Annotated in this window: 19 protein-coding genes; all 19 read left to right on the top strand. The window is 32.9% G+C overall.

The window, feature by feature from the left end:
- Positions 1-1395, top strand: a complete 1395-nt coding sequence (locus LX95_RS09660; protein ID WP_111541248.1) for an anthranilate synthase component I family protein — start codon at positions 1-3, stop codon at positions 1393-1395.
- 1 nt (position 1396) lies between these two features.
- Positions 1397-1963, top strand: a complete 567-nt coding sequence (locus LX95_RS09655) for an anthranilate synthase component II (RefSeq protein WP_111541247.1) — start codon at positions 1397-1399, stop codon at positions 1961-1963.
- A gap of 9 nt (positions 1964-1972) precedes the next feature.
- Positions 1973-2965, top strand: coding sequence for an anthranilate phosphoribosyltransferase (gene trpD / locus LX95_RS09650; RefSeq protein WP_111541246.1), 993 nt, complete (start codon positions 1973-1975; stop codon positions 2963-2965).
- Positions 2966-3769, top strand: coding sequence for an indole-3-glycerol phosphate synthase TrpC (gene trpC, locus LX95_RS09645; RefSeq protein WP_111541245.1), 804 nt, complete (start codon positions 2966-2968; stop codon positions 3767-3769).
- A gap of 10 nt (positions 3770-3779) precedes the next feature.
- The gene (locus tag LX95_RS09640) at positions 3780-4391 is read left to right on the top strand and encodes a phosphoribosylanthranilate isomerase (RefSeq protein ID WP_111541244.1); all 612 of its coding nucleotides are present in this window, start codon (positions 3780-3782) and stop codon (positions 4389-4391) included.
- Entirely contained in the window at positions 4388-5575 is a 1188-nt protein-coding gene (gene trpB / locus LX95_RS09635) for a tryptophan synthase subunit beta (protein ID WP_111541243.1), read from the top strand. The genes LX95_RS09640 and trpB overlap by 4 nt, the downstream gene beginning before the upstream one ends.
- A gap of 89 nt (positions 5576-5664) precedes the next feature.
- Positions 5665-6429 carry a tryptophan synthase subunit alpha gene (trpA, locus tag LX95_RS09630; protein WP_111541242.1) on the top strand — a complete coding sequence of 255 codons (765 nt, stop codon included), beginning with the start codon at positions 5665-5667 and terminating at the stop codon, positions 6427-6429.
- A 54-nt stretch (positions 6430-6483) separates the two neighbouring features.
- Positions 6484-6912 (top strand): hypothetical protein, encoded by a 429-nt coding sequence (locus LX95_RS09625; protein WP_111541241.1) that lies wholly within the window; start codon positions 6484-6486, stop codon positions 6910-6912.
- A gap of 77 nt (positions 6913-6989) precedes the next feature.
- Positions 6990-7133 carry a hypothetical protein gene (locus LX95_RS14630; RefSeq protein ID WP_170116601.1) on the top strand — a complete coding sequence of 48 codons (144 nt, stop codon included), beginning with the start codon at positions 6990-6992 and terminating at the stop codon, positions 7131-7133.
- Positions 7134-7231: 98 nt separating this feature from the next.
- Entirely contained in the window at positions 7232-9007 is a 1776-nt protein-coding gene (locus LX95_RS09620) for a vWA domain-containing protein (protein WP_111541240.1), read from the top strand.
- A gap of 188 nt (positions 9008-9195) precedes the next feature.
- A complete protein-coding gene (locus LX95_RS09615; protein ID WP_111541239.1) occupies positions 9196-9441 on the top strand; it encodes a hypothetical protein in 246 nt (81 codons plus the stop codon).
- A 53-nt stretch (positions 9442-9494) separates the two neighbouring features.
- Positions 9495-9623, top strand: coding sequence for a DUF2256 domain-containing protein (locus LX95_RS09610; protein WP_111541238.1), 129 nt, complete (start codon positions 9495-9497; stop codon positions 9621-9623).
- Positions 9624-9625: 2 nt separating this feature from the next.
- Positions 9626-10918, top strand: coding sequence for a DASH family cryptochrome (locus LX95_RS09605; RefSeq protein ID WP_111541442.1), 1293 nt, complete (start codon positions 9626-9628; stop codon positions 10916-10918).
- A gap of 8 nt (positions 10919-10926) precedes the next feature.
- Positions 10927-12462, top strand: a complete 1536-nt coding sequence (locus LX95_RS09600) for a cryptochrome/photolyase family protein (RefSeq protein WP_111541237.1) — start codon at positions 10927-10929, stop codon at positions 12460-12462.
- An 88-nt stretch (positions 12463-12550) separates the two neighbouring features.
- Positions 12551-12706 (top strand): lmo0937 family membrane protein, encoded by a 156-nt coding sequence (locus tag LX95_RS09595; protein WP_111541236.1) that lies wholly within the window; start codon positions 12551-12553, stop codon positions 12704-12706.
- Positions 12707-12724: 18 nt separating this feature from the next.
- Entirely contained in the window at positions 12725-12865 is a 141-nt protein-coding gene (locus tag LX95_RS14625; protein WP_170116602.1) for a hypothetical protein, read from the top strand.
- A 62-nt stretch (positions 12866-12927) separates the two neighbouring features.
- A complete protein-coding gene (locus LX95_RS09590; RefSeq protein WP_111541235.1) occupies positions 12928-13617 on the top strand; it encodes a hypothetical protein in 690 nt (229 codons plus the stop codon).
- Between the two features lie 77 nt (positions 13618-13694).
- Positions 13695-14963 carry a kynureninase gene (kynU, locus tag LX95_RS09585; protein WP_111541234.1) on the top strand — a complete coding sequence of 423 codons (1269 nt, stop codon included), beginning with the start codon at positions 13695-13697 and terminating at the stop codon, positions 14961-14963.
- Between the two features lies 1 nt (position 14964).
- Positions 14965-16362 carry an FAD-dependent oxidoreductase gene (locus LX95_RS09580; RefSeq protein WP_111541233.1) on the top strand — a complete coding sequence of 466 codons (1398 nt, stop codon included), beginning with the start codon at positions 14965-14967 and terminating at the stop codon, positions 16360-16362.
- Positions 16363-16386: the final 24 nt, after the last annotated feature.

Here is a 16386-nt window from a genome sequence, read left to right as displayed (position 1 = left end):
ATGTATACGTTAACCACTTCCTCCAAAAAAATTATTGCCGATACCATCACTCCGGTGAGTATTTATTTAAAATTAAGAGACAAATACCCTCACAGTCTACTATTAGAGAGTAGTGATTACCACGCCAATAACAATAGTTTCTCATACATTTGTTGTAATCCTATTGCTTCTATAGAAGTTAAAAATGAAATGATTAATATGCAATTTCCAGATGGAAAGTTAACCGAAAAACCTATTACAAAAGAGGTCAACGTAATGGAAGAAATTCAAGCTTTCGCGGAAATGTTTCAAACTCAAGATGAATCTTACTCCTTTATTCACAATGGCTTATTCGGTTATACAGGCTATGATGCAGTGAGGTATTTTGAAAAAGTATCTATTCAGCAAAAAGAAAATAAGCTCGATATTCCAGACATGTATTATGCAGTTTATCAAAACATTATCGCTATTAATCATTTTAACAATGAAGCTTATTTATTTTCTCATACTTACCAAAAAGAAGACAATTTAAAAGAACTTTATAACCTAATCACTGTTCAAGATTTTGCCGAATTTAACTTTGAACTTGATGGAGAAATCACCTCTAATATAGATGATGAAACCTACCGCAATAATGTCTTAAAAGCTAAAGAACATTGTGCACGCGGGGATGTTTTTCAACTTGTACTTTCTAAACGTTTTTCTCAAAAATATAAGGGAGACGACTTTAATGTATATCGAGCTTTAAGAAGCGTTAATCCTTCTCCCTATTTATTCTACTTTGATTATGGGAATTTTAAAATATTTGGTAGCTCTCCAGAAGCACAAATAGTCATACAAGATGATATGGCAGAAATTCATCCTATCGCAGGAACCATAAAACGTACAGGAGATGATGAAAAGGATGCCTCCGCAGCACAACAACTAGCAAAAGACCCTAAAGAAAATAGCGAACATGTAATGTTGGTCGATTTAGCCAGAAACGATTTAAGTAGAAACACTTCTGGAGTTGAAGTAGAAACCTACAGAAAAATTCAGTTTTTTTCTCACGTTATTCATTTGGTGAGTAAAGTGATAGGGAAAAAGAAAAAAGATATTCCTAGTTTGCAATTAGTAGCCGATACTTTTCCTGCAGGGACATTAAGCGGAGCACCAAAACACAAAGCGCTCCAACTTATAGAAAAATATGAAACCGTTAACCGAACCTTTTATGCTGGGGCAATTGGAGTGATGGATTTTAAAGGAAACTTTAATCACGCCATTATGATAAGAACCTTTTTAAGTAAAGACCATCAACTACATTGGCAAGCAGGAGCAGGAATTGTAACCGATTCTACTCCAGAAAATGAATTGCAAGAAGTATATCATAAATTAGGTGCGCTTACCAAAGCTTTAAATATCGCAACACAACTTTAATATGAAAAAGATTTTAGTCATAGATAATTACGACAGTTTTGTATATAATTTAGTCCATTATTTAGAAGATCTCAACTGTCAAGTTACCGTTAAACGGAATGACGAGCTCTACCTTGAAGAGGCAGAAGAATACGACAAAATTTTATTATCTCCAGGACCAGGCATTCCCGATGAAGCAGGTTTATTAAAAGAAATTATTAAAACTTACGGTCACTCCAAACCTATGTTAGGTGTATGTCTTGGACAGCAAGCCATAGCCGAAGTTTTTGGAGGTAAACTTATTAACCTCAACAAGGTTTATCACGGCGTGGCAACTTCTATAGAAGTAATAGAAGAAAATTCTGTTTTATTTAAAGATCTACCAAAGAAATTAGATGTAGGTCGTTATCATTCTTGGGTGGTGGAGCAACTTCCTGATGCTCTCATCCCAACCTCTTATGATGAAAACGGACAAATTATGTCTATAAAACATAGTGACTTTCCTGTTTTTGCAGTTCAATTTCATCCAGAATCTGTACTTACTCCATTAGGAAAGAAAATATTAGAAAACTGGGTGAACCACGCTTAAAGAAATGTCATGAAAAACACTTTAAATAAATTAACACATCACCAAATTTTAAGTAAAGAAGAAGCCAAAGAAAGCCTTATTCAAATTTCTAAAGGGGATTTTAATACTACTCAAATTGCAGCATTTCTTACTACTTATATGATGCGTAGTATTAGAGTTCAGGAATTAGAAGGTTTTAGAGATGCGTTGTTAGAGCTCTGTATTTCTATAGATTTATCTGCGTACCAACCCATAGATTTATGTGGTACTGGCGGGGATCATAAAAACACTTTTAATATTTCTACTCTTGCTTCTTTTATAACCGCTGGAGCAGGTATTCCGGTAGCTAAGCACGGTAATTACAGTGTATCCTCTGTAAGTGGAAGCAGTAATGTTTTAGAATCTTTAGGGATCAAATTTTCTAATGAAGAGGCTTTTTTACAACGCTGTATAGAAGAAACGAATTTATGTGTACTACATGCTCCATTATTTCACCCAGCGATGAAAGCTGTGGCTCCTGTTAGAAAAGATTTAGCTGTAAAAACCTTCTTTAATATGTTAGGTCCAATGGTTAATCCTGCGTTTCCTACAAAGCAAGTAGTGGGTGTATTTAGTCTAGAATTAGCAAGAATGTATCACTATCTTTATCAAAATACTTCAAAAAAATATACCATTGTACATGCACTAAATGGTTATGATGAAGTTTCGTTAACAGGAGATACCAAAATTTACACTAATCAAAGGGAATCCGTTTTAAGTCCGCAAGAGTTAGGGTTTAAAAAAATTGAAGCTAAAGAAATATATGGAGGAAATTCGGTAGAAGAAGCTACAAAACTTTTCTATAATATCCTTAGCGGAAAAGGTTCATCAGCTCAAAATGCAGTGGTTATTGCAAATTCCGCTTTAGCGATATCTACTTCTAAACAAATAGGTATAGAAGAAGCCTTAGCTCTAGCTGAAGAATCCTTACTTTCAGGAAAAGCTCTTGAAACCTTAAAGCAACTTCAAAAAATTAGTCTTTAAATGAAAACTATTTTAGAAAAAATAATTGCACAAAAAGAAAGAGAAGTCGCTTTAAAAAGTAGCATAGTCTCTAATCATCAATTAGAAAAAAGTGAGCTTTTTAAAAGAGCACCTTTTTCTCTTAGTGAACGTATAAAAAATAATTCGTTAGGTTTTGGCATCATCGCAGAACATAAAAGAAGGTCTCCTTCTAAGGCAAGTATTAACCAGTCTTTACATATTCAAGATGTCTTAGCAGGTTATGAAAATGCAGGAGCTAGCGGAAGTTCGATATTAACAGATAATAGTTTTTTTGGCGGTTCTCTAGAGGATTTATTACTTGCTAGAGCTACCACTCAGCTTCCTCTCTTACGAAAGGATTTTATTATTGATGAATATCAAATTTTAGAAGCTAAAGCATATGGCGCCGATGCAATTTTACTAATTGCTGCAGCATTAACTCAACAGCAGGTGTTTACGCTTAGTTCTTTAGCTAAGAATTTAGGCCTCGAAGTTTTATTAGAGGTACACAATTTAAAAGAATTAGAGCAGAATTTAGATGCTCCAGTTCAACTCATAGGAGTAAATAATAGAAACTTAAAAATTTTTGAAGTAGATATTGACAATAGTCTTTTATTGGCTAAGCACATCCCAAATGACATAGTAAAAATTTCAGAAAGCGGTATTAATTCCGCGAAAGCGATACAAAAATTACACGCAGCCGGCTTTAATGGTTTTTTAATTGGTGAACATTTTATGAAAACTAATACCCCTGGAGATGCTGCACAAAAATTTATAGAAGAAGTTACTCAACTCATTCACTAAAAAAATAGCTATGAAAATTAAAATTTGCGGAATGAGAGAATCAGAAAACATCAAAGAAGTTGCAGCACTTTCTCCTGATTATATGGGATTCATTTTTTATAAAAATTCTCCACGTTACATTACACAGATTCCTGAAAATTTATCGCAAGAAATTAAAAAAACAGGAGTTTTTGTAAACGAAGATTATGATCATATTATGGAAAAAGCTGAGCTTTTTGGTTTACAAGCGGTTCAATTGCATGGAGAAGAAACAGCTGAGTTGTGCGATAAACTAAAAAATGAAAATTTAGAAGTCATTAAGGCGTTTTCTATAGATGAAGAATTCGATTTTGAAACTTTAGCTCCTTACATAAAAGCTACTACATATTTTTTATTTGATACTAAAGGAAAAAACTATGGTGGCAACGGAGTAACTTTTAATTGGGGTATTTTGCAGAATTATACCTACCAGCATCCATTTTTCTTAAGTGGAGGAATTACTATAGAACACATACAAGAAATTAAAAAAATAGAACAGTCTTCTTTACCTCTAGCGGGAGTAGATTTAAATAGCAAATTTGAAATAGCTCCTGGATTTAAAAATATTGTTTTATTAAAACAGTTTAAAGATTTATTGCAATGAAAAATTCTTATCATATAGACGAAAAAGGGTGTTATGGCGAATTTGGAGGAGCTTTCGTCCCCGAAATGCTACAACCCAATCTAACCGAATTAAAAGAACAATACTTAAATATTCTTGAAGACGATCAATTTCAAGAAGAGTTTCAAGATTTGTTGAAACAATATGTAGGTCGCCCTACTCCTCTTTATTATGCCAAACGTCTAAGCGAAACTTATGGAACTAAAGTATATTTAAAAAGAGAGGACCTTTGTCATACTGGAGCCCATAAAGTGAATAATACGGTGGGGCAAATATTATTAGCCAAACGCTTAGGAAAAAAAAGAATTATTGCTGAAACTGGAGCAGGTCAGCATGGAGTAGCCACAGCTACTGTTTGTGCCTTAATGGGTTTACCCTGTGTTATCTATATGGGAGCCATAGATATAGAACGGCAAGCACCAAATGTTGCTCGCATGAAAATGTTAGGCGCTACAGTTATACCTGCAAAATCGGGAAGTAAAACATTAAAAGATGCTACCAATGAAGCAATTAGAGATTGGATAAGTAATCCTACAGATACGCATTACATTATAGGCTCTGTAGTTGGTCCTCATCCTTATCCAGATTTAGTTGCTCGTCTGCAAAGTATCATTTCTAAAGAAATAAAAAAGCAACTTTTGGAAGTTGAGGGAAAGGAAAATCCAGATTATGTCATCGCTTGTGTTGGCGGAGGCAGTAATGCTGCAGGAGCTTTTTATCATTTCCTAGAAGAAGAAAACGTAAAACTTCTCGCTGTAGAAGCCGCAGGCAAAGGTGTAGATTCTGGTGAAAGTGCAGCCACCTCAATTTTAGGAAAAACGGGAATTATTCACGGGAGTAAAACCTTGCTTATGCAAAGTAAAGACGGACAAATAACCGAACCTTATTCTATTTCTGCAGGTTTAGATTACCCAGGTGTGGGACCTTTACACGCACATTTGTTTAAATCTAAAAGAGCCGATTTTGTTGCTATTACCGATGAGGATGCGATGAAAGCGGGATTACAATTATCTAAATTAGAAGGGATAATACCAGCTATCGAAACCTCACACGCCTTGGCACTTTTAGAACAAAAAACATTTAAAGAAGATGATATTGTAGTAATTAATTTATCTGGTCGAGGCGATAAAGATTTACAAACCTATATAGATTATTTTAAATATTAAGGGCGTTCGGGCGGGTTATACGCTGTATCTTTTTCGTTTATCAACTCAAAAGGATGCCGCTTCTACCCCTAACGCAAAAAAAATAAATCATGAATAGAATTAAAAAACGCTTACAAGAGAATAAAAAAATTCTCTCCATATATTTTACCGCAGGCTTTCCTCAATTAGACGATACCACCTCTATTATTAAATCTTTAGAAAATAGTGGTGTGGATATGATCGAAATAGGATTGCCATTTAGCGACCCTTTAGCAGACGGTCCTACCATTCAGGCTAGTTCTACTCAGGCGCTTAAAAATGGAATGACTACAGATTTACTTTTTACACAACTTAAAAGTATCCGCGAAAGCGTTAATATTCCTTTAGTGATTATGGGATATTTTAATCCGATATTTCAATATGGTGTAGAGGAGTTTTGCAAAAAATGTCAAGAAACGGGCATTGATGGATTAATAATACCAGATCTTCCTTTAGAGGTTTATCAAGATGAATATCAAACCATTTTTGAGTCTTATGGTCTTATAAATATTTTTCTAATAACTCCCCAAACATCTACAGCGCGAATAAAGCAAATTGATGAAGCTTCTAAAGGCTTTATTTATATGGTAAGTTCGGCAAGTGTTACGGGAGGGAAAAATGACTTTAGTGAGGAGCAACTAGCTTACTTTAAAAAGGTAAAAGATATGAATTTAAAAACTCCGCAAATTGTAGGGTTTGGAATTAGCAATAAAAAAACCTTTAATCAAGCTACGTCTTATGCACACGGAGCTATCATCGGTTCAGCTTTTATTAAATTTTTAGAAAATAAAAAAGATAGTGTTGGAGAATTTATTTTAAATTTCATTAAGATTTAACAATTTATTAAATTTTAGCCTGTAGTTTTAAGAACTCATTACTAAATATAACAAATGAAAATAAAATTAAACGATACCAAATATTCTAAAGAAATAAAAAAAACCCACGAACTAAAAATTGGTACGTTTTTCTTTTTTGAGAAATTTATAGTAGCTGAAATTAATGAAGGAGAAAATGTGAATTGGGGTAATTGTCAAGAACTCATAAAACTAGCTATAGATTTTTATCCAAATGAAATTAAAGTCAATTATATTTCTAATAGAATAAATGAATATTCAGTTAGTCCAGCAGATTGGTTAAAATTTTTAAAAAATGTAAATAGGATTAAAAATTACTACATCGTATGTTCTTCTAAATCTTCTTTTACAAATTTAATTTTTGAAAAATTATTTTTCAAAAAAAGAATATATCAAACAAATTCGTTACAAACAGCTATAGCCAAGTGTTTAGAACAGGAAAAAAATCAATTCACAAACCCTTAACAAGAGTTTATAAAAGCATTAATAGAGTTTATTTATTCTAATTTTTAATTTTATAGGACACTTTAAAAATAGAAATTATGGGACGTATAGAAGATAATCATAGAGAAAGAAAAAATAAAGATGTTGATAACCCTTTGGGAGAATTGGGTAATAGAAATGAGAAAACAAATGAAGTAGATATCGACAAAAAAACAATTAAAGACCAACAAAATAAGAAGTAATTTCTTTACTTTTTTAATCTTAAAGCCGCTCAAAATTGAGTGGCTTTTTTTATTTGGCAAATTTATTGATTACCAATAAATACTAAAACTTTAATCTTATGAAAAACTTAATCTTATTTTTTAGCATCTCCATTCTTTCAATTTCCACTCTCCTTGCTAAAGCCATTACTGGAAAAGTAACCGATAAAGAAGGAATGCCTCTTCCTGGTGTAAATATTCTCATCAAAAGTACAAACATTGCTTCACAAACCGACTTTGACGGTAAATATACCATAGAAGCAAAAACTGGAGACATACTTATTTTTAGCTATGTAGGCTTTACTACACAAACAGTGAAAGTAAAAAAGCATAATATTATAAATATTAAAATGACTGCTAACTCACAATTAGATGAAGTTGTCGTTAGTGCGTTAGGTACACATAGAGTTCAAAATGAACTTATTAGAAGTAAACAAGTGATAACTTCTCAACCCATTAACAAAGAATCTTACAAAGAAATAGAAGAAAACACTTTTAAAATGGTAAAATCTTCTCCACTTTCTACGTTCTCTATCGATGTAGATAAAGCAGGATACAGCAATGTAAGACGAATGATCAACAACGGACAAGAAATTCCTAAAGATGCCGTAAAGATTGAAGAAATGATTAATTATTTCGATTACAATTATCCTCAACCTAAAGGAAAAAATCCTTTTGCCATACATACCGAAGTTAACACGACTCCGTGGAATAAAAAAAGTAAACTTATAAAAATAGGCTTACAAGGAAAAACAGTTCCGCTTGACGATATTCCGCCTTCTAACTTGGTTTTTTTAATCGACGTTTCGGGTTCTATGAATTCTCAAAATAAACTTCCGTTATTAAAATCTGCTTTTAAACTTTTAGTGAATCAGCTTAGAGATGAAGACAAAATAAGTATTGTTACTTATGCTGGGGCTGCTGGTTTGGTCTTACCTCCTACTTCTGGAGATAATAAAAATAAAATTTTAGAAGCGTTAAATAATTTAAATGCTGGTGGTTCTACCGCAGGCGGTCAAGGAATTGAATTAGCCTATAAAACTGCCGAAGAAAACTTTATTAAAAACGGAAATAACCGTGTTATTCTTGCCACCGATGGAGATTTTAATGTAGGAGCTAGTAGCGACCAAGCGATGGAAGAACTTATTGAAGAAAAAAGAAAAAGTGGTGTATTCTTAACTTGTCTAGGTTTTGGAACTGGCAATTATCAAGATAGTAAAATGGAAACCCTCGCCGATAAAGGAAACGGAAATCACGCTTATATTGATAGCATGCAAGAAGCACAACGCATTTTAGGAACCGAGTTTGGCGGAACGCTTTTTACCATCGCTAAAGATGTAAAAATTCAAGTAGAATTCAACCCTGAATTTGTACAAGCCTATCGATTAATAGGTTATGAGAATCGGTTATTAAATGACGAAGACTTTAACGACGATAAAAAAGATGCTGGAGAATTAGGGAGCGGTCATAAAGTTACCGCGCTTTATGAAATTATCCCCACCGGAGTAAAAAGCAAATGGTTAAAAGATATTGATGATTTAAAATATAGTGATAAACCATCAGCCAACAATCAAAAAGACTTACTTACCGTAAAATTTCGTTACAAAGAACCAGATGGTGATAAAAGCAAACTTATAGAACATATCATTTCCGCTAAGGAGATGAAGAATAATAACGCTTCCGCGGATTTTAAGTTCGCCTCGGCTGTAGCTATGTTTGGAATGAAGCTAAGAAAATCAGAATATATAGAAGAAAGCTCCTTTCAAAACATCATACAACTCGCTGAAGAAGGAAAAGCTAAAGATGATGAAGGTTATAAAGCAGAGTTTATTCGCTTGGTCAAAGCTTCAAAATAATTTTTATTCCGTAAAGAAAAATATTTATTACTAGTAAAAAGACTCAAGCAACTCTTGGGTCTTTTTTTATTTCCGCTAAGGATTTCCTTTTAACATATAAACATAGGAAGTCCTAAATATTGGTTAATTAGGTTTTAACCAAATTCAAATCCCTTATTTTTAATGGTAACCAATAAAATCTAGAAAAAATGGATCAAGAAAAATTAGATCATATGCGTTCGGTTTTTAATAAACTAGAAGACATTAAAAACAATCAAGAAAGTGTTATTGATAAAATTAATCATGTAATTACAGATCTATTTCAGCATCCTGACAAAAAATTAGAGAAAGCAATGGAAGATGCGCATCAAAAATCTTCAGATAATGTCGATGCAGTTAGAGAAGCTCTTGAGGACTATGAAATGAGAATTAATAAATTAGAAAATGAGGATTAACTGCATTTTTTTAAATTTTATAACCTCTTAAAAGTTTTTTGCACTCTCTATTTATGAAAAAGAAACACCTACATACCAAAATTTGTCCAATTTGCAAATTGAGTTTTACTTGGAGGAAAAAATGGGAGAAAAATTGGAATGAAGTGGTCTATTGTAGCGAAAGATGCCGAAGAAATAAATGATGATGAAAACTGGTTTAATCTGGTATAGAAATGATTTAAGAGTAAATGACCACTATGGTCTTTGCGGAGCGAGAAAGAATTGCGATAGGCTATTTGCTGTCTATTGCTTTAATCCTAAAAATTTTAAAAATAATAAACACGGTTTTAAAAAAACTGAAAAATTTAGGGCTCAATTTCTTATAGAAACCATTCAAAACTTACAAAAAAATCTTAAAGAATTAAACATTGGTTTATTCGTATATCTAGATGAACCCTATAAGGTTATTCCTTCTTTAGTCAATAAATACGAGGTTAAAGAACTTTTTTATCAAGAAGAATGGACTTCTGAAGAGTTTCAAGAAACAAAATTTTTAAAAGCTAATTTACCCTCTTCTATAAGATATACATCAAGTTACCAACAATTCTTAATTGAGCCTTCTCTAATTCCATATAAGGATTTCAACGAAATACCAGAAATATTTACAAAATTCAGACATAAAGTAGAAAAAGACTGGTGTGTATCAGAGGCAAGTCCAAAAATTAAAATGTTTCCCAAAGAAAATTTTATTTCCACAAATACTGCCGTTCCTGCTCTACAAGATTTAGGTCTTAGCTGTTTTACAGTAGATAGCCGCACTGCTTTTCCGTTTAAAGGAGGCGAAGAAGAAGCGAACAAGAGATTACAATATTACCTTTGGGAGACAAATTTAATCGCTTCTTATAAAGAAACAAGAAATGGCCTTATAGGGAAAGATTATAGTTCTAAACTTTCAGCTTGGCTAGCCAACGGGTCTATTTCAGCTAAAACTATTTATTGGGAGATAAAACGTTACGAAAAGGAGCAGACAAAAAATAATAGTACGTATTGGCTTATTTTCGAACTGCTCTGGCGAGATTATTTTAAATACATTTCATTAAAACACCAATCTTCTATTTTCCAACTTAACGGAATTTCAAACAAAAAACTGATCTGGAATAGAGATTCAATTGTTTTTAAACAATGGATATCTGGAAATACCGAAGAACCTTTTGTGAATGCCAACATGAATGAAATTGCAAATACGGGTTTTATGAGTAATCGAGGTAGGCAAAATGTAAATAGTTATTGGGCGAAAGAATTAAAACAAGATTGGAGAGTTGGTGCGGCCTATTTTGAGAGTCTACTTATAGATTATGATGTTCACAGCAATTGGGGTAATTGGATGTATAATAGCGGTGTAGGTAACGACCCAAGAGATAGAAAGTTTAATATTACAAGTCAAGCTGATCGATATGACCCAGAGAGTAATTATCAAAAATTGTGGCTGTCTAAATAAGAGCTAAAATGAAAACTTTACGATTAATATTAGGAGATCAACTAAACTATAAACATTCTTGGTTGCATCATAAAGATGAGGAAGTAATGTATGTAATGGCAGAAATGCTTCAAGAGACAAACTACGTAAATCACCATATTCAAAAAGTAGTAGGCTTTTTCTCTTCGATGAGAAATTTCTATGAACACTTTAAAAATTTAGGTCATCAGTTTACGTACTATGAGATCGATGATGAGAATAATCCTCAAAAATTAAAGAAGATTATTCAACAACTTATCAAAACCCATAGTATACAAAAGTTTGAATATCAATTACCCGATGAATATAGGTTAGATAAAGAGCTAAAAGAAATTTGTGCTTCGTTAACAATTAAAACAAATGTAACTTCTACAGAACATTTCCTAACTTCTCGTACAGATCTTAAGGATTTTTACAAGGGCAAAAAAGAGATGGTAATGGAGTATTTCTATAGGCATATGCGAAAGAAATACGATATTCTAATGGAAACAAAAAAGAAGCCAGAAGGCGGAAAATGGAACTTTGACAAAAGCAATAGAAAAAAGTGGACCGCAGAAACAGAAATACCCAAGGAAAAAAGCTTCCGTAAAGATGTATCATCTATAGTGACACAAATTCAAAATATGTCTATTAAAACCATTGGTAATATAGATGAAAAAAAATTTAGCTGGCCAACTTCTAGGGAAGACTCATTAAAAGTACTTCGCTACTTTTGCGATAATTTACTAGTGCATTTTGGAGATTTTCAAGACGCAATGCATACCGATGAAAAATTTCTATATCATTCTAGACTTTCTTTTGCACTAAACACTAAAATGCTCGCTCCAAAAGAGGTAATCGATGCTGCTGTAAATTCTTATTATGAAAAAAAAGACGAAATAGACATTTCACAAATTGAAGGGTTCGTAAGACAAATTTTAGGATGGAGAGAATATATGCGAGGCATTTATTGGAAAGAGATGCCTAACTATGTCACAAAAAATAAATTAAACAATAAAAACGAATTACCTAACTTTTATTGGACAGCAAATACAAAAATGAACTGCCTTAAAAAATCTATACAGCAAAGTTTAGATGATGCTTACGCCCACCATATACAGCGCCTAATGATCACTGGCAATTTTGCTCTACTTACTCAAACAGATCCTAAATTGGTAGATGATTGGTATTTGGGAATTTATATAGATGCAATACAATGGGTTGAGATGCCCAATACAAGAGGTATGAGCCAATTTGCCGATGGAGGGATTGTAGCAACAAAACCTTATGTATCTAGTGGTAGTTACATCAATAAAATGAGTAACTACTGTAAGGATTGTTTTTATTCTGTACACACTAAAACCAAGGAAAACTCCTGCCCCTTTAATTCTCTGTATTGGAATTTTCTATCAGAAAAACATGAAATATTAAAAGATAACCATAGAATGAATATGATTTGGAGCGTCTACCATAAAATGGATAAAGAGACTTTAACTAAACATAAAGAAAGAGCTACAAAAATATTAGAAAACATAAATGAATATTAAAAAGCAGTTAATTGCAAGTTAAAAGCATAAAGATCAAGGAGTAAAACATTTACATTTATCACATACTAACCAACAAAAAAGAAATATTATGAGAGATTTAGTTTGGCTAATCGTAGTAATTTTAGTGATAGGATGGCTTGTAGGTTATTTTGCTTTTCCTGATTTAGGAAGCATCATACATATCTTATTAGTATTAGCTGTAATTATGATTATTTATAAACTTATTACAGGAAGAAGACTTTAATCATTTAAAACCAAAATTATGAATATTAAGAAATTATTTTTAGCATTATTTGCAATGGGAATTTTATCTACGGCATTTGTAAGCTGTCGAGATGAAGGAGATAAAGCAGAAGACGCTGTAGAAGATGTCGCAGACGATATTGAAGATGCAGTAGATTAAATTTAAAGGCCTCTAAATTTTAGAGGCCTTTTTTTGTTGTATATTACACCATAATTTTACTTATGAAAAAATCAATACTTGTATCTCTTCTCGTTGCCGCAACCCTTTTTATTGTAGGCTGTCAAGAATCAACAAAAAAGAAAACCGAATCTTCTCCTAATGAAGAAACTAAAGAACTTTCTATACTTGAAAAAATAGCCAATGCGAATGGATATAAAAATTGGAAAGATGTAAATAAAATTACTTACACCTTCAATGTAGACCGAGATTCTTCTCACTTTCAAAGAACTTGGCACTGGAGTCCTAAAGAAGAAAAAGTAACTTTAATTAGTTCTAAAGACACCATTAACTATCACACCAGTCAAAAAGATAGTACCCTTACCAAAACAGATCAAGCCTTTATTAATGATAAATATTGGTTGCTATTTCCTTTCCAATTGGTTTGGGATAAAGGATTTGATTATACAGTAAAAGAAGAGGTTAACTCTCCGCTTCACAAAGAAATTTTAACCGAAATAAGCATCTCCTATAATAATGAAGATGGTTATACTCCAGGTGATATGTATAAAATTTACATAAACAAGAACTATATGATTAAAGAGTGGTCATTTCACCCTCAAGGAGCAGAAAAAGCAGCCTTAGTAAATACTTGGGAAGATTATGAATCTCAAAAAGGTATAAAGTTCGCTAAAATGCATCAAGATAGCACTGGCAGTTTTAAACTCTACTTTACCAACGTTTCAATTCAATAATTGAGTTTTTATTATGTAGAACACTCATTAATTATTGCTAAATTTGTGAAAAACACACCCATTTAGAAAAATAAATAATGACCAACTACAAAAATACACTAGAGTTTGCGAAAGAATTAGATCAACTAGATCCTTTAGCAGATTTTAGAAACCAATTTCATATTCCAAAAAATCAAGACGGTACAGAACAAATTTACCTTTGCGGAAATTCACTAGGCCTACAACCTAAAAAAACAAAAGAATATCTTCAAGAAGAATTAAACGATTGGGCTAATTTAGGGGTTGAAGGACACACCGAAGCAAAACATCCTTGGATGCCCTACCACGAATTTTTAACCGAAAAAATGGCTAAAATCGTAGGAGCAAAACCTACTGAAGTGGTAATGATGAATACCCTTAGTGTAAATCTTCACCTAATGATGGTGAGCTTTTATCGTCCTACTACAAAAAAATATAAAATAGTAATTGAGAGTGATGCTTTTCCTTCAGATAAATATGCGGTAGAATCACAATTAAAGTTACACGATATAGACCCTAAAGATGGCCTTGTTTTATGGAAACCTAGAGAAGGTGAAGAACTTTGTCGTTACGAAGATTTAGAAAAAATAATGCAAGAGCAAGGAGATGAAGTGGCTCTTTTAATGATAGGAACTACCAATTATTATACAGGACAATCTTTCCCTATTAAAAAAATAACTCAATTAGGTCATCAATACAACTGTAAAGTAGGATTTGATTTAGCGCACGGAGCAGGAAACATTCAACCTCAACTTCATGAAAGCGGAGCTGATTTTGCTGTGTGGTGTAGCTACAAATATTTAAATAGCGGACCAGGAAGCGTAGGAGGTTGTTTTGTACATGAAAAGCATGCCAATGACGCCAATTTAAAAAGATTTGCTGGCTGGTGGGGACATAATAAATCAACAAGATTCAACATGCGCCACGAGTTCGATCCAATTCCAGGAGCAGAAGGTTGGCAATTAAGTAATCCTCCTATTTTATCTATGGCGGCGATTAGAGCTTCTTTAGATATTTTTGATAAAGCAGGGTTTGATAACATTAGAGAAAAAGCCATCAAACTCACTGGATTTTTAGAATATCTTTTACTTGAAATTAAGGATGAACGTATAGAAATGATTACGCCTACAAATCCGCAAGAGCGCGGTAGTCAAATTTCAATCAAATTGAAAGGTGCTACTAAACAATTGTTCGATGATTTAATGAAAGCTGGTGTAATTAGTGACTGGAGAGAACCCAACGTTATTAGGCTTGCCCCTATATCATTATACAACTCTTACCAAGATGTGTATAAAATGGTTCAAATCCTAAAAAAATTACTGAAGTAAGATGAAGAAAGAAGAACACATACTAATCATTGGGGCCGGACTTTGCGGAAGCCTTCTCGCCTTACGCTTAGCACAACGAGGTTATCAAGTAAGTTTAATAGAAAAAAGACCCGATTTAAGAAGCACAGATATTGCTGCTGGAAGATCTATTAATTTAGCATTTTCAGATCGCGGTATAAAAGCGATGAATCTTGTCGGTCTAAAAGGAAAAGCTAAAGACTTGTGTATTCCTATGCAAGGAAGAATGATTCACAATTTAGGCCAAGATGAATTTTTATCTCGCTACAGCGGATTAGAATCTGAATACATCAACTCTATTTCTCGAACAGATTTGAATGCTCTTTTACTCGATGAAGCAGAAAAAATGTCTAATGTAAGCATTCAGTTTAATCAATCTTGTACCGATGTGGACTTACAAAAAGCTCACGCAACTTTTGAAGATTACAACACCAAAGAAACACAAACCATTAAAGCCGATATTATATTTGGTGCAGATGGAGCCGGTTCTATAGTAAGAAAAAGCATGCTAGAGGATCATTTGTTTCTCTTCAGCTTCTCACAAGAGTATTTAACTCACGGCTATAAAGAACTTACCATTCCACCCGGGGAAAATGGAAGTTTTAGAATAGAAAAAAATGCTTTACATATTTGGCCTAGAGGAGAAAATATGGTGATAGCTTTACCTAACCTTGACGGAAGTTTTACCGTAACTCTATTTTTATCTTACAAGGAAGGAGAATATAATTTTAAGAATTTAACCACACCAGAGAAGGTACAGGAATATTTTGACAAAGCCTACCCTTCAGCTGCTGCACATATGCCTACTTTAACAGAAGATTTTTTCAATAATCCAACAGGAGCTTTAGGAACTGTAAAGTGTTCACCGTGGAATAGTTTTGGAAAAGTAATGCTTATGGGAGATGCGGCACACGCCATTGTACCTTTTTACGGACAAGGAATGAACGCTTCTTTTGAAGATGTAGTAGTTTTAGATGAAATGATAGAAAAGTATGAAGAAGATTGGAATACTACATTTTTAGAATATCAAAAGAAAAGAAAAATTGACACCGATGCTATTGCAGATCTAGCTATTGATAATTTTCATGAAATGAAAGAGCACACGGCTGCTCCCATATTTCAGCAAAAAAGAAAATTAGAAACTGCATTTGAACAAGAGTTCCCAAAAGAATATGCTTCTAAGTATAGACTCGTTACTTTTCAAGAAGAAATCGGTTATGCTGAAGCCTTAGAAAAAGGAAGAGCTCAAGACAAAGCGATACTCAACCTACTTGCTCAAAATAAAATCGACGCTCAACTTTCCTTACAAGAAAAGTTGGTGCTTGTCAATCAAGAAACACAAGAAATACTAAATGAAGATGCCGTTTTAAAAGTAAAATAACTTTTAAATCAGCAAAATCCATAT

This window comes from Mesonia algae (genome assembly GCF_003253545.1).
GTDB lineage: Bacteria > Bacteroidota > Bacteroidia > Flavobacteriales > Flavobacteriaceae > Mesonia > Mesonia algae.
The sequence above is the reverse complement of the archived record's forward strand: the minus strand, read 5'-3'. Positions and strand labels throughout refer to the sequence as shown.

Coding starts and splice junctions, on each gene's coding strand:
- LX95_RS09660 (WP_111541248.1), top strand. CDS start 1: ATGTATACGTTAACCACTTCCTCCAAAAAAATTATTGCCGATACCATC.
- LX95_RS09655 (WP_111541247.1), top strand. CDS start 1,397: ATGAAAAAGATTTTAGTCATAGATAATTACGACAGTTTTGTATATAAT.
- trpD (WP_111541246.1), top strand. CDS start 1,973: ATGAAAAACACTTTAAATAAATTAACACATCACCAAATTTTAAGTAAA.
- trpC (WP_111541245.1), top strand. CDS start 2,966: ATGAAAACTATTTTAGAAAAAATAATTGCACAAAAAGAAAGAGAAGTC.
- LX95_RS09640 (WP_111541244.1), top strand. CDS start 3,780: ATGAAAATTAAAATTTGCGGAATGAGAGAATCAGAAAACATCAAAGAA.
- trpB (WP_111541243.1), top strand. CDS start 4,388: ATGAAAAATTCTTATCATATAGACGAAAAAGGGTGTTATGGCGAATTT.
- trpA (WP_111541242.1), top strand. CDS start 5,665: ATGAATAGAATTAAAAAACGCTTACAAGAGAATAAAAAAATTCTCTCC.
- LX95_RS09625 (WP_111541241.1), top strand. CDS start 6,484: ATGAAAATAAAATTAAACGATACCAAATATTCTAAAGAAATAAAAAAA.
- LX95_RS14630 (WP_170116601.1), top strand. CDS start 6,990: ATGGGACGTATAGAAGATAATCATAGAGAAAGAAAAAATAAAGATGTT.
- LX95_RS09620 (WP_111541240.1), top strand. CDS start 7,232: ATGAAAAACTTAATCTTATTTTTTAGCATCTCCATTCTTTCAATTTCC.
- LX95_RS09615 (WP_111541239.1), top strand. CDS start 9,196: ATGGATCAAGAAAAATTAGATCATATGCGTTCGGTTTTTAATAAACTA.
- LX95_RS09610 (WP_111541238.1), top strand. CDS start 9,495: ATGAAAAAGAAACACCTACATACCAAAATTTGTCCAATTTGCAAATTG.
- LX95_RS09605 (WP_111541442.1), top strand. CDS start 9,626: ATGAAAACTGGTTTAATCTGGTATAGAAATGATTTAAGAGTAAATGAC.
- LX95_RS09600 (WP_111541237.1), top strand. CDS start 10,927: ATGAAAACTTTACGATTAATATTAGGAGATCAACTAAACTATAAACAT.
- LX95_RS09595 (WP_111541236.1), top strand. CDS start 12,551: ATGAGAGATTTAGTTTGGCTAATCGTAGTAATTTTAGTGATAGGATGG.
- LX95_RS14625 (WP_170116602.1), top strand. CDS start 12,725: ATGAATATTAAGAAATTATTTTTAGCATTATTTGCAATGGGAATTTTA.
- LX95_RS09590 (WP_111541235.1), top strand. CDS start 12,928: ATGAAAAAATCAATACTTGTATCTCTTCTCGTTGCCGCAACCCTTTTT.
- kynU (WP_111541234.1), top strand. CDS start 13,695: ATGACCAACTACAAAAATACACTAGAGTTTGCGAAAGAATTAGATCAA.
- LX95_RS09580 (WP_111541233.1), top strand. CDS start 14,965: ATGAAGAAAGAAGAACACATACTAATCATTGGGGCCGGACTTTGCGGA.